The 12,682-nt window shown below is 66.8% G+C and carries 14 protein-coding genes; 1 reads left to right on the forward strand and 13 read right to left on the reverse strand.

The genetic code is table 11. From position 1 onward, the window contains the following. Positions 1-33 precede the first annotated feature (33 nt). The 12 genes from virB11 to AAHG03_RS22950 form a co-directional block, all read right to left on the reverse strand. Positions 34-1,023 carry a P-type DNA transfer ATPase VirB11 gene (gene virB11, locus AAHG03_RS22895; RefSeq protein ID WP_342153480.1) on the reverse strand — a complete coding sequence of 330 codons (990 nt, stop codon included), beginning with the start codon at positions 1,021-1,023 and terminating at the stop codon, positions 34-36. 95 nt (positions 1,024-1,118) lie between these two features. Next, positions 1,119-2,276 carry a type IV secretion system protein VirB10 gene (gene virB10, locus AAHG03_RS22900; RefSeq protein WP_342153481.1) on the reverse strand — a complete coding sequence of 386 codons (1,158 nt, stop codon included), beginning with the start codon at positions 2,274-2,276 and terminating at the stop codon, positions 1,119-1,121. Further along, positions 2,273-3,112 (reverse strand): P-type conjugative transfer protein VirB9, encoded by an 840-nt coding sequence (gene virB9 / locus AAHG03_RS22905; protein WP_412759786.1) that lies wholly within the window; start codon positions 3,110-3,112, stop codon positions 2,273-2,275. The genes virB10 and virB9 overlap by 4 nt, the downstream gene beginning before the upstream one ends. Positions 3,113-3,150: 38 nt before the next feature. Further along, positions 3,151-3,825 carry a VirB8 family type IV secretion system protein gene (locus AAHG03_RS22910; RefSeq protein WP_342153485.1) on the reverse strand — a complete coding sequence of 225 codons (675 nt, stop codon included), beginning with the start codon at positions 3,823-3,825 and terminating at the stop codon, positions 3,151-3,153. A gap of 379 nt (positions 3,826-4,204) precedes the next feature. Then, positions 4,205-5,176, reverse strand: coding sequence for a TrbL/VirB6 family protein (locus AAHG03_RS22915; protein ID WP_342153487.1), 972 nt, complete (start codon positions 5,174-5,176; stop codon positions 4,205-4,207). Between the two features lie 12 nt (positions 5,177-5,188). Beyond that, on the reverse strand, positions 5,189-5,446 hold the full coding sequence (locus tag AAHG03_RS22920) for an EexN family lipoprotein (RefSeq protein WP_342153489.1): 258 nt from the start codon (positions 5,444-5,446) through the stop codon (positions 5,189-5,191). Continuing rightward, positions 5,443-6,138 (reverse strand): P-type DNA transfer protein VirB5, encoded by a 696-nt coding sequence (gene virB5 / locus AAHG03_RS22925; RefSeq protein WP_342153492.1) that lies wholly within the window; start codon positions 6,136-6,138, stop codon positions 5,443-5,445. The genes AAHG03_RS22920 and virB5 overlap by 4 nt, the downstream gene beginning before the upstream one ends. Next, positions 6,135-8,507 carry a VirB4 family type IV secretion/conjugal transfer ATPase gene (locus AAHG03_RS22930; protein WP_342153507.1) on the reverse strand — a complete coding sequence of 791 codons (2,373 nt, stop codon included), beginning with the start codon at positions 8,505-8,507 and terminating at the stop codon, positions 6,135-6,137. The genes virB5 and AAHG03_RS22930 overlap by 4 nt, the downstream gene beginning before the upstream one ends. Then, entirely contained in the window at positions 8,500-8,835 is a 336-nt protein-coding gene (locus AAHG03_RS22935; protein WP_342153493.1) for a VirB3 family type IV secretion system protein, read from the reverse strand. Before AAHG03_RS22935 ends, AAHG03_RS22930 begins: the two co-directional genes overlap by 8 nt. A gap of 54 nt (positions 8,836-8,889) precedes the next feature. Continuing rightward, positions 8,890-9,186, reverse strand: a complete 297-nt coding sequence (locus AAHG03_RS22940; RefSeq protein WP_342153495.1) for a TrbC/VirB2 family protein — start codon at positions 9,184-9,186, stop codon at positions 8,890-8,892. Between the two features lie 50 nt (positions 9,187-9,236). Next, positions 9,237-9,776, reverse strand: coding sequence for a lysozyme family protein (locus AAHG03_RS22945; protein WP_342153497.1), 540 nt, complete (start codon positions 9,774-9,776; stop codon positions 9,237-9,239). A 325-nt stretch (positions 9,777-10,101) separates the two neighbouring features. After that, positions 10,102-10,575 (reverse strand): Lrp/AsnC family transcriptional regulator, encoded by a 474-nt coding sequence (locus AAHG03_RS22950; RefSeq protein WP_342153498.1) that lies wholly within the window; start codon positions 10,573-10,575, stop codon positions 10,102-10,104. A gap of 309 nt (positions 10,576-10,884) precedes the next feature. Between AAHG03_RS22950 and AAHG03_RS22955 the strand changes: the two genes are divergently transcribed. Further along, complete coding sequence (locus AAHG03_RS22955) at positions 10,885-11,079, forward strand: helix-turn-helix domain-containing protein (RefSeq protein ID WP_342153508.1); 195 nt, start codon at positions 10,885-10,887, stop codon at positions 11,077-11,079. Positions 11,080-11,284: 205 nt separating this feature from the next. On the opposite strand, the gene AAHG03_RS22960 is transcribed toward AAHG03_RS22955, so the two are convergent. After that, on the reverse strand, positions 11,285-12,550 hold the full coding sequence (locus tag AAHG03_RS22960) for an IS701 family transposase (RefSeq protein ID WP_342153509.1): 1,266 nt from the start codon (positions 12,548-12,550) through the stop codon (positions 11,285-11,287). Positions 12,551-12,682 lie beyond the last annotated feature (132 nt).

The following is a 12,682-nucleotide window of genomic DNA, read 5'->3' on the forward strand; positions in this document are numbered from 1 at the left end:
AGCCCGATCCTGGCAGGCCAGCCGAGGCTCGGGCTAAGCGGGAGGCCGACGCTTGGCGAGCGGGTCATAATAGACCTCCGAAATCCTGTAGCGTCCGCCCTGGCGGGCCATCTGCACCACGATGTCGATCGAGAGGTGCAGGAGATGCCGGATATCGCGGCGGGCCAGGTCCCGCCCCTCCGCACTCTCCTTGACGAGCAGGGTGAGCTGCTCGAACGCCAGAGCGGCGGAGTCGGCGTGGATCGTCGTGATCGAGCCGGGATGGCCGGAATTGACGTTGCGCAGGTAATAGAAGGCCGTCCCGTCGCGCAGCTCCTGCAGCAGGATGCGGTCGGGTCGCATGCGCAGGCACGCCTCCAACAGCTCGCGCGGTCCGGTCCGGGCGAGCCCGTGTCCGTCCTTCGCGTAGAGGAGACGGACATGGTTGGCGTGCGGCACGCTCAGTTCCGGCGTGTCCTCGATCGTGAGGATACGCTCGTCGGCTGGAATGCAGCCGACCAGACCCTTGGCCAGGGTCGTCTTGCCGGAACCGGTCGCGCCGGAGATCAGGATGTTGCGTCGGGCCTGAACCGCCCGCTCCAGGAAGAGGCGCCAGGCGCCGGCTTCCTGCAAGCCCACCAGTTCGCACTCGGCTTCGGACAGGGCTCCGTCCGATCGGCGGACATCCGCGAAGAGGTTCTCGCGCTCGAAGGCCTCGAGTGTCAGGATGGAGCGCGCCACCTTGCGAATGGTCAGGCTGAGGGTGCCGTGCGGCACGGCAGGCGGAATAATGATCTGGCAGCGCTCGCCGCCCGGCAGCACGGTGGAAACGATCGGCTGATCGGGCGAGATGTCTTGTTTCGTAAACGCGGCGGCCGCGAGCGCGAGGTGGCGCAGATGGTCCTCGGTCAGGGCCGGTGCGTCGTGGCGGCACCAGCCCGCCGGCCCCTCCACGAAGAGTTCGCCGGGTCGATTGACGACGATCTCGGTCAGCTGCGCGTCGTCGAGGAAGACAGCGAGGGGCGCGAGATAGCAGTCGAGCACACGCCGTTCCGCGCTCGGGGGCGCTTGGCTGAATCGCGGGCCGCTTCGGCCCGGATCGCCGGTCCAGGACAAGCGATCCGCGCCGGACCCGCAGCTCATGGCTTGAAGACCGGCCCGCGCGGGCGAAGCCCCGCGGCCCGGTCGAGCGCATCGGTGCGGGATCCGGTCAGACGCAGACCGTAGACGGACGAGAAATCGAGATCGCGGGCCACGAAGATCGAGAGCTGCTCGCCCTGGTTCTTCGTCAGGGTCGGCGGGATGTTGATCGAATTCTCGGTGGCGATCGCGGCCGCGGACTGCCCGCCGCGCTGGACCGTGTTGATCTGCACGCCGCCATCGGAAAACTGCTGGCCCGCGAATTGACCGGCATCGCCGACCACGGACAGCAGCAGGGCGCCGCCGAAGCGTTCCATGAAGTGGTTGTCGATCTCGCCATCGACCCCCGCCCGCCCGAGGGCGTCGGTCGCCGGCGAGGCGAGCGTCACGACCACGCCGGTCGGCGTTTTCGCGCGGCTCCACAGCACGAACATCCGCGACGCACCGCGGCGGACGCCCCCGCGATACTCGCCTACGACCTGCGTCCCCTTCTCCATGAGAACGACGTGACCGTTGTCGCTCAACACGTCGCGGCTGATTACGCAGGAGACGAAGCCGGCCACGTCCGACGACATCGCGGTCTCGAGCGTGCAGGGGATGGCGGTCCCTTGGGCAACCAAGAGGTTCCGGTCGGGCAGGCGTGCGGCACGCACGCCCTCGATCACCGTCGGTCTCAGGCGGTCGTTCAGCTCGTTGCGCGGCTCGGGGAGCCCGTCGCCGAGCGCGAGGTTTCTCGCCCCGCTCGGATCGCTGTCCTCGCCGCCGCGCGATCCGGCTCTCGCCTGCGGCGGTCGATTGTAGACGAGCACCGGCGCCCGCCGGCTGCTCTCGAGGAGATCGTCCGACGGGGGGCGGTCGAGCCGCTGAGGCAGGGGCGGCGGCGGCGGCAGCGCCGCGGTCTGGACGGGCTCGGTCGGCGGTTCGCGCGGACGCTCGAAGGCGCCGTTCACTGAAATGGTCGGCGTCGTGCGCGCCTGTGCCGGTGCGGGCTCGCGCTTCCAACTGGCCCAGAGCAATCCCCCGCAAAGCGTCACGAGCGCGACCGTCCCGATCACCTTACGGGCCGTTCCGGGCCGAGCTTGACTGACACCGGTGACCGGCGTGATCGTACGATCCATCCCCTCCAGACCGGAGGCCTGCGGCGTGTCGGGTGTCATGGCGTGCCTCCCGTGCTGCGGATCGGTCGGCGGACGGTGCGCATGACGGCCGGGCTGGTCGTGCGCGTGCCGTAATTGACCCCGACCGGGTCGAAGGCCTCGTTGAACAGGCAGGTCACCTGTGCCCCCTGGCGCAGCCGCAGCTCGCGTCCGATCGCGTGCACGACCACGAGTTCCCCGCGCACGTCCTTGGGCACCAAGCTCTCGCTGCCGTCGCTCGCGACGAGATAGACGGCCGGCATCTCACGGTTGCCTTCGAAGCGCAGGAAGGTCTCTCGGCCATCGTCGTAGACGCCGTCGGGCTCGAGCGCCGCGGCGCCCTGCGCGGAGTAGCGCCAGTTCCTCGATCCCGCCGTGTCCGAGGCTGCGAAGGTCTGCTCGATCGCGCCCGCCTCCGCCGCCGAGCGGCGCAGCGCCGCTTCGGTTCGCCGGAGCTCCGCCTCATCGCCGGGATAGGCGAACCGAACCGCGAAGTAGCTGTCCGAGAGCGAACCCTCGCTGATCGAGAGTTCGAACTGGTAGGACCGTTTGCGGCCATCGCGGCGCGTGGTCACCACCTGCAGATTGGTGGCAGGATGCCGCTCGCGGGGTTTCAGGAACAGAATGTTGCCGGCCGGCGCGATCTCCCAGGACACGGAATCGCCAATCGCGACATGGGCGATCTCCTCGCCCTCGGCGAACATCACCTGGGTCGAGGCGCGGATCACGCCGTTGATCTTCACGACGTTGGCCGGATCGTAGACGACGGTGCGCATCCGGGCATCGCGGTTGCCCGCTTGTGGATTCTGCAGCGCTTGCGCGGGCCAGGCGGCGCCCGCGAGCAGGACGCTCAACATCCCGGCCCGAGCTATGCATGCGGAACTCGAACGCGCGCTCATGGGCTCACCTCCGGATCCGAGCGGTATTCTGAGACCAGAAAGCCGAGCGGATTGACGAGGCGGTCGCCCGTCGACATCCGTGCCTTGGTCTCGAAACCGAAGGCAAGGGTGGCGATCCAGTGCGAGATCTTCGTCTCGTCGCCGCGCCGGCTCTCGCGCAGGTAGCGCACCGAGGCGAGATGCGGCCCGAGCAGCGAGATCGCCTTGATGCGGATCGTGGAGATGCCGGACGGGCCGAAGGCCACCTGGGGGCTGTCTGGGTTCGATCCACGATAGAGGCTCGCGAAGCGCGCCTGCTCCGGGGCGCTCGAGAGCAGCGACACCGTCCGGAAGTTCACGGGCGCCTCGACGAAGCTGTAGCCTTCGCGTCCCCGCACGTACTGAGCGAGGAAATACTTCGTGACGGCCTCGTCATAGGTCATCGTGGTCGCGTCGACGCCCGAGACGACGTCGACGATCCCCGTGGAGTTGTCGACGCGCACGACGAAAGGCTCCACGGTCTTCAGGGGGCTGAGCGCGGCGACGGCGCCGACGGCGACGGTCGAGAGCGCGCAGGCCGCCGCCGCCACACTCCATGCCAATCGCTTCGACCGCTCGGCCATGGCGAGGCGGTCGTCCTCCCAGAGCCGGGCGCGCGCGAAGTAGGTCTTGAGGTCTGCCGCCTCAACCATGGTCGATCCTCCCAACGCAGGGCCGGAGCGAACCGGCCAGATCGAAGGCTGGCCGCTGCCGCGGTGCCAGCGCTCCGTCCTTGCGGACGGCCGGCCTCGGCGATCCGGTTGGACGTGCCTCCGGCGCGGGATCCGTCGCGCTCGCGACCGGCCCCGGGCGTGCTGTCCCCGGCCGCGCGGCCTCCCAATCCCACATCGAACGATTGAGCGGCCGGCGCGCACCCCCGTCGCAGCTCGGCGCTGGCGTCGGTCCCAGCACGGAGGTGCAGCCTCCCAGCCCGGTCGCCGCAGCGACCAGGATCAGCAACGCGATCCGATCCATGTTTCTATCCTCGTCCGTGGCCGGCTGCTCTTGGCCGTCCCGATCCGGCGCGCCGGCTCATCGCCGCTCGATCGTGCCGCCCGCCCGACCCTTGCGGACGGCCGACACGGCGCGACCGGCCGCCGCGCGCGAACCGGCAAAGGCACCGAATGCCGCGGCCGTCCCGCCGGTCATGGCCACCGCCGTGAGCGCTCGGCTCATGGTGCGACCGGCCAGCGAGGCGCCGCCCGCCAGCGCGCCGGCGATCTCGGGCAGCTGGAGCGCCACGTAGGCGGCGAGGCCCAGCACGGCGCTGATGGCGACCGCGCCCACGATCAGTTCGCCCCCGGTGGTCGCGTTCGTCCCGTATTTGTCGACGAACTGGCCGACCGTCGTGAGCATCAGCCCGATCAGGGCGATGACGAGCACCTGCAGCACGACGAAATTGACGAGCTGGCGGGTCCAGGCCTCGGCGAAGGGCCGAGTCGCCTCGAACAGGGCGAGCGCTACGAAGATGGGTCCGAGCGCGACGACAAGACTGAGGCCGACCTTGGCGTAGAGCATGACCGCGAATTGCAGAAAGCCGGCGGCCGCGGTGAACACCATCAGGATCGCGGCGATCAGCGCCGGCGCGATGTTGGTCAGGCCAGATTGTTCGTAGATCTGCGTGGCGACGCTGATGCCCTTGTTGAGCAACTGATCGAACGGCCGCCCCGAGCTCATGTTCAAGCCTGCGCCGGCGATGCTGTTGCCGATCTCACGCGGCAGCGTGTCGTTGAAGAGCGTGGTCACGTAGGCCTGGAAGGTGTCGGCGTTCGTGGCGAGGGTGACGATCGCCACCAGCCGCACCGAGCGCCACGCGAAGTCCAGGACCGGCTCGCGCACGGCACCGCGCAGGATCGCGATGCCGTAGAGCACGATGTAGAGCATCAGCCCGACGCGCAGGGGGCCGGCCACGGCCGCGGTCAGGTTCGTCACCGAATCCGAGACGAAATGCGTGATCGGCGCCTCGAACTCGCGCAGAAAATCATCGAAGACCTGGATCGCCATGACGGTCTCCCTTCAGCCTCTCAAACTGCGAATGGCGCGCTCGCGCCCGAGCATCATCAGACGCTCCTTCGCTGCCCCTGCATTGCGACACTCGACGTTCTGCCCGATGCCGCCGGGATCGTTGCGGCACCGTCCCCAGGTCTCTTCGAGCCCCTGCGGATCCTCGAGGAATTCGAGCACGGTCCGGCTCTCGGTTCGGGCGGATCGATCGGAGCCGTCGCAGGCGGTGAGCCCGAGAAGCACCGAGAGGCCGAGGACGAGCACCCTCATTGAACGGCGGCCTTCATCTCGTCGACGAGCTGGCGACCGCGCTCGCGCTCGCGCTGGGCGTCCATGTCGCGCTGGGCGCGCTGAATCATCGCCAGGCCCTGAAGGCGCAGGACATCGTTCTGCAGCAGAGCCGACTCGGCCTGCAGACGCGCCGAGAGGTCGGCGACGTCCTTGGCGCCGTGAGCCTGCCCGATCTGCCGCCGCAGCAGGTCGAGCTGGTCCACCCGCTTGGCTGCCGCGTCGTAGACGGCCTCGCCGAGCGTGTGCGCCGTGCCGGTCCGGCGTGCGATGCGCTCGAGTTCCGCCGCGTAGAAGTCGTTGCCGGCGTTGGCGGTGTAGACCCGGTTCTTGGCAAGATAGCCGTTCAACGAGTCGGCGAAGTTCCCCGATCCCGATCCGGCGACCAGACTCTCGATCTGCGAAAAGTCGGCCGGCAACGCTTTTCGCAGAGCCGGCGTATTCAGCAGTCCGGCAATCTCGCCCGCGTCGGTGATCTTGTTGAAGGAGTCGTAGAGCCGCTTCGCCTCGGTCAACTGATCGGTCAGCGTCGCGATCTGCCGCTCCATCTGCCGGGCTTGTTCGACGAGCTTGGCCACGGCAGTCGGATCGTAGACGAGCTCGAAGGCCGGGATCGGCCCCGCCGTGCCGAGACTCACGGCCAGGGTGATCATCGCGACGACGGAGCGCCTCATGCCGAGTTCCTCTCTGCGTGAAAGACGGGCAGCCAGCGGGCGGGGTCGTCCCCGACCCGCGCGCGGATGCGATCGAGCAGCGCGACCGTCGCGGTGCGGCCGGACAGCACGGCGAGATGCGCGTCCTGCCCGGAGAGATCGAGCTCGGCGACGACGGCGTGTCGGCCCTGCTTGACCAGGAAGCGCCGGCTCTCGTGGGACAGCTCTTCCTTGATAAGGGCGAACTCGCGCCGGCTCAGATGAAACCCATCAACGTAGTCGGCGGCCTGACCGCGCGGATTCGGAAAGAACACTTGCGTCGCGCATTGCTCGACGATCGTGTGAGCAATCGGGCTGGCCAATGCGTCGCGCGGGCTCTGCGTCGCGAACAGCATCACGCCGTTCTTCTTGCGGATCGTCTTCAGGCCGTCATTGGCCAAACTGCGGAACGCATCGTCACCCAGCGCCTTCCAGAACTCGTCGATGGCGATCAGCAGGCGGCGGCCGTCGAGAAGGGCTTCGACGCGATGGAAGAGCACCATCATGAGCGGCGTGCGCAGTTCGGGATCGTCGAGGACGGCGGTCATGTCGAAGCCGAGCGCGGGGGCTTCAAGGAGCAGCGCGTCCGCGTCGCCGTCGAGGGCCCAACCGAGCGGCCCCCCCTGACACCACCGCTCCAGCCGCGCGCCGATGCCGTCCGGATCGCGCTGGCCGAGGAAGACCCGCAAGGCCGCGAACGAGCGCTCATGCCTGGGCAGATCGCGCAGCGCGTGCAGGCCCGCGTCGATCCGTGCCTCCTCCGTCGCGGAGAGCGGACGGCCCTCGGCCGTGACGAGGCGCCGGACGAGGCGTCCGAAAAAGCCGAGGTTCTCGGGCGTCAGGTCGAGTCGCTTCAAGGGGGCGAGGCCGGTCGGCCGGCCGGTCTCGAAGGTCAGGTAGGTTCCGCCCAGGGCCCGCAGCGCGAGCTCGGCGCCGCGATCCTTGTCGAACAGCACGAGTTGGCAGCCGAGCTTTTCGGCCTGGGCCAGCGCGAAGGTGACGAAGACGGTCTTGCCCGAGCCCGAGGGGCCGCAAACGAAGGTGTTGCCCAGATCGCCGGCATGGAAGGCGAAGTGATAGGGCGCGCCCGAGGCCGTCTTCAGGCAGGCGACAGCCGCGCCCCAGTGCGTGCCGTCAGCGTGTCCGGTCGGGAAGGTGTGGAAGGGCGACAGGGCCGCGAAGTTGCGCGAGGTGATCGCGCCGGCCCGCGCGCGATACCGGAACAAGCCCGGCAACTGGGCCCAGTAGGCGGCTTCGAGGCCGAGATCCTCGCGCGCGACGACGGCGCCGGCCTCCGCAATGAGGCGGCGTGCGCGGGCCATGGTCTCGGACAGTTGCCTCGGATCATCGGCGCGCACGAGCACCGAGAGATGATGCTCGCCCATCACGAACCGACCGGATTCGAGGTCGTCGAGCGCGGTGTCGAGGCCCGCGACCTGGCTCGCGGCCGGATCGTTCGCGGAGAGCAGCTGATTCTGCTTTCGGGTCAGGACGGTCTTGGCTTCGGTCTTGCCGAGGAAGGCGAAGGACTGGGTCGCGACCAGTTCCATCGGGGCGGAGAGCAGTCCGTCGAGCAGGCCCGGCTTGGTGGTGGCGGGATACTCCTTGAGGCCGAACATGCCGGCGAAGCTTGAGCGGCCGGCGCCGCGGATCTCCACGACCTCGCGACCGAAGACCAGTCGGTTGGTGTAGAGGGTTGGGCCGATCGGGCCGTTCACGAGCGGCACCGGCAGCCTCTCGCCGGAGACGAGTTCGTGCAGGAATTCGGCCGGCTGCGAGAACAGGAGGCCGGCCCGCTCCTCGAGCCCGAGCCGTTGCGGGACGTAAGCGGCGAGCGCCGCCGTCAGGTCACGCGTCGCATCCTCGAGCTTCTTCAAGCCGCTCGTCAGATCGCTATGCTCCCGCGAGCGCGCGCCTCCCAGTCGCGCCAGAAGGCTCGCGGCCCGCTCCGTCGGATCCCGGCCGGGATGCCAGACGAGACTGAGCGTCAGTTCGTTGCGATAGAGATGCTGCTGCGTGAGCTGCGCACGATAGGCGGCGTCGAGCTCGCGTGCGAAGGGCGATCGGAACGTACCGGTCGGATAGTCCGCGCAGCGTCGGCGCACGATATGGCTCCAGAGCGCGAGGCGCTCGTCGGCCACGTTGCGCAGCGCCAAATTGAGCTTGGTGTGAAGATCGTTGAGTTCGGCCGGATCCGCAGTTTCGAAGGAGACGCCTTCGAGCCGCAGGCAGGTCACGATGGCTCGCGTCGCCAAGCTGACGACGTGCTCGCTGACATGGTGCAGGTAGGGGAGGTGGGCCTCGGCCCCGACCTCGCGCGCCTTCACGCGCAGGGCGCGTCTGTCAGCCATGCGCGAGCTCCTCGGCGCGGTAGCGGCGCACCAGCCGAAGCGGCGTGCACGACGCGCCGCCCCACAGACCTGCATTCCGATGGCGTCCGCGAGTTTCGACCCAGGCGAACAGGATGCGGAACTGGTGCGGATCGTATCGGCATACGAGCCGACAGGCGGCGTGGATCGGGAGGGCGACGAGTCCGTAGAGAAGTGAACCCGCCAGGATGAACAGGACGGACGAGAAGATCATGTTGAGGCCCAAGGCCTCCATCGTGACACCGAGGATCATCGCCGGCCGCGTGCAAGCGAGAAACAGAGTGTCCTCGACGAGGGGCTCGTCGGTCATGGCCTGGCTCCGTTGCGTCATCCGAGGGGCGGAAGAGGGGAGGGGGCGGCAGGCCTACTTGCCGGTGATCGTCGAGACGATCTCGGAGGCCCCGAACAGGATCGCGACGCCGAAGATGACGTAGCCGGCCTTGCGCAGATCGAGGTAGCCGAACATCCACGCCATACCGACCACGATCACCGCGATGGTCGCGAGCAGTTTCGCAACGTTGCCGGTCAGCGCGTCAACGATGTTTTGCAGAACTTTCTCGACGCCGCCCAAAGATTGCGCGGCGGCCGGCTCCACCATGGTGAAGGCTAGCAGGACGGACGCGGAAATCAGGAAAGCCGCGTGGCGTTGGGCATGCGTCATCGGTCGTCTCTCTGCGAAGAGGAAAGGGGGCGTGCTGCTGTCGGGTGCCGCTAGGGCGCGCTGCCGTAGACCAGGGCCGCGCTCGCCTGCGCCTGTCCGTAAACATCCCACGCGCGCGGTTGAAACGAGGCGGTGGTCGGCCAGCCTGGGACAGGGGGCTGCGGAGGAGTGTCGTCCGCTGCAACCCCGCGTACAACCTCGTCCGGGTGCTGAGGCTTCGACCGCGTGGGGCGCCTCGGGTCCACCGTCAAGGCTTTCGCATCCCTTGTGAGGAGTTCACCGGCGACGCGCAGGTTCGTACAGCTGTCGAAGGCTTCACCCAACGGTAAGTCTCTGCGATCGAACTCGCGTGCATCGACGCCGAGCAGCCCGAGGCGCACGGGCTGGCCCGCGACTTTCATCTCGGAAGCCAGGGCGATCGCTTCGGGCCGCGACATTGCCCGTACAGTCAGCGCTCGCCCATTTTGATGGGTCGCAAGAACCAGAGGCTCGAATCCGCTGGCGGTACGTGCCGCCGTAACGAGCGCTTGCAGCGGAGCGGCCGGGGCACAGCGTTCGATCAGAGCGAGCAGAGCGACCATCTCGATCATGTAGAGTTCCTCCCCACGCGCCACGGTCCTTGATGTCTATTCAGACAAGAAACGTGGCAGAAGCCCATTGATGGTGGTCGATGTGCGCAATTTTGTATTCAATCCGTCCGGTTCACCATCGGGTTATTTTGATTGCGACGGCGTAGCGAACGGCTCGGCTTAAAAAAACTTGGCACAAATCGTTCCGCGCGGACTCCGTGAATCCAAGGCCTAAAATGCATAGACTATGCGCAGAGCACCGACGGCACGCATCGAAAGTGCGAACTGAGCGCCTGCTGGCGAGGACGGCCAACTGTCGTGCCCCGGCCACGATTCCCATTGCGCCTCATGCGGCCACCGCGATTGGGATGCTGAGCCCTTGCTTCAACTCGTCTCCCAACATGTCGCGTCGTACGATTCGCAGGCCCGAGAAGGAATGCTGGTACGAGGCGATATGGCGATCGTAGCTATCGAGGTCTTGAGCGACGACCGTGAAGGCGAAATCGGCGTCGCCAGTCGTGACGCGGGAGAGGCGCGCGACGAACGGATCATTTCGGAGCGCATTGAGCAGGCGGTCCTGTTCATCTGTCGCTTCTCCGTACAAGCTGCAGAGCAGACTGACCCGAACCGGGAAACCGACTTTTTTCGGTGACACAACGACGAGATAACTCTCGATGACGCCAGCCTCCACGAACGCCTGAATACGGCGCGACACCGCGGATTGCGATAATCCGACGATGTCACCGACTTTGGCGGCGCTCAATCGAGGGTCGCTCTGCAAAATATTCAAGATTTTTGCGTCGAGGCGGTCAAGCTTCATGCACATTTTCCTTTGTCGTTCGAACTGCGATTTTGAATGTATTGCATATAGTATTGCATGGGCATAGTAAGAATTTGTTTATAATATGTATTGAACGCGCGTGTCTAGAAGATTGACACCCATGCCAAGCTCGATTTGTCCAGTTAGCAACTCCAGCGCCCTCGATGCAATTTAAAATTGGCGGCCAGGCGCTTAGCAGAGCTTGTGCATCGCGGGCCAGCATCAGCTTGACGATTACCTAATATATTAGGTGGAGACGGCGGAGCTCACAGGCTGCCATGCCTCATGAGATTGAGGACGGTCTTGGCAGTGAACTTGAGGAAGCTGCGCGCCCAAAAGAAACTTTCGCAAGAAAGCCTTGCTGCGCTCGCTGACATCAACCGCAACTATGTGGGCATGCTTGAGCGAGAGCAATTCTCTGCCACCATCGATATCATCGAGAAGCTCGCAGATGCGCTCGACGTCGAGCCAACAACTCTTTTGACGCCGGGCTCAAGTTCATAGCCTGCAGCCGGTCGCATTGGCTACGTCGGAGATATACGCCCATTCAGAGGGCTGAAAAAATCAGTTCTTCGGGCGGATCGCCGCCGCACCAAGTCTTCGTATGTTCTTGACCACGCGGGTAACTACGGAAAGTAGGTATAGAAAGTCTGCGAACTGGCATCGGAGCGTTCGGCGAGCGCGGCGACTGGGATGGTTCCAACGTCGATCATCGCCTGGCCGGCGGCCACGTCGGGTCCGTCGTCGCCAATGGGCGCGTCTTGCCCGCTGCTGATGGCGTCGTCGCCAGACGGACCAGCGCAGGATCGCGGCGGTGTCGGGCGGAGGCAGGCCGACGAGAGCGGCCAGCAGGCGTCGGATCTCGGGCACGGTCAGGGGTAGCAGATCCGCGGCGAGGTTTGTCGTGACCACGCCCCCCGATAGCCGCCCGGCGCAGGGCGGCGAGATAGGCGTGGGCGAGCATCGCAAGGGTGACGTGCCGGTGCCAACCGGGATACGAGCGCACCTCGTACTGGTCGAGCCCAACCTCGCCTTTGGCTTGCTCGAAGTTGCTCTCGATCGTCCAGTGCCGGCCGGCGATCCGTATGAGGTCGCACAGCGGTGTGCCCGTTGGTGCGTGGGTCAGGTAGAAGGTCGGCTCGTCCGGATCGGTCAGTGAGCGACGCACCAGAAGCGCGCACTGGAAGCCTTGTGCGGCCCCGCGATAGGGGACACAGGCCCAGTCGTACAAACGCGGTCCCTTGGCACCGTCACCCGCGCTCAGGCGCTGCCAAAGAGGCGGGGCGTCCCCAGGCCGCGCGTCGACCTGATCGGCAAACCACTCTGTCACGGGGCGCATGGCCAGCCGCTGACCCGACGTGACGGTCAGGACGTAACCGACCTGATGATCTTCCGCCCAGCGGCGGATGGCGCGGTCGCCCCCGTAGACGCTGTCGCCCGCGATCCAGGCAAACGGCAGCTCGGCCGCGCGCGCCCGCTCCAGCATGCCCAAGCCGAGCGCCGGCTTGGTCGCGAACGCAACCGCGTCCGGCACGTGCGCGGCTCGGCAGCGCGCACGGTCGTCTGTCCAAGACTTGGGCAGGTAGAGCGCACGGTCGATCAGGGCGTGGCCGTGCCGTCCGGCATAGCCCAGAAACACCCCGACCTGCGCGTTCTCGATCCGTCCGGCCGTGCCGGTGTACTGCCGTTGCACGCCAGCCGACTTGATCCCTTTCTTGAGGAAGCCGGTCTCATCGAGCACGAGCACCGCGTTCGGATCGCCCAGGTGATCGGCCACGTAGCTCTGTAGGTCGTCGCGCACGGCGTCCGCGTCCCAGCGCACCCGGCTCAGGAACTCCTGGACCCCATCGGGCGTGGCATCGCCTGCCGCTTCCGCCAGTTGCCAGCCGTTCTTGCGCTCGACCGGCGCCAGGAGACCGCGCAGGTATGCCTCGGCCCGTCGGCGCGGCTCCGCCCGCCCGAACCGGCCGCCAATCCGCTCTAGGCGGCGAACTCATAACGGTTGGCACGGTTGCCCGCCGGGATTGTTGGTCCTCCAACCATGGAGGATCGTGAATGGCACGGTTTGACCTGACGGACGCGGAGTGGGCAGCGATCGAGCCGGTTC

The sequence above is a fragment of the Methylorubrum subtropicum genome (assembly GCF_038442325.1).
GTDB lineage: Bacteria > Pseudomonadota > Alphaproteobacteria > Rhizobiales > Beijerinckiaceae > Methylobacterium > Methylobacterium subtropicum.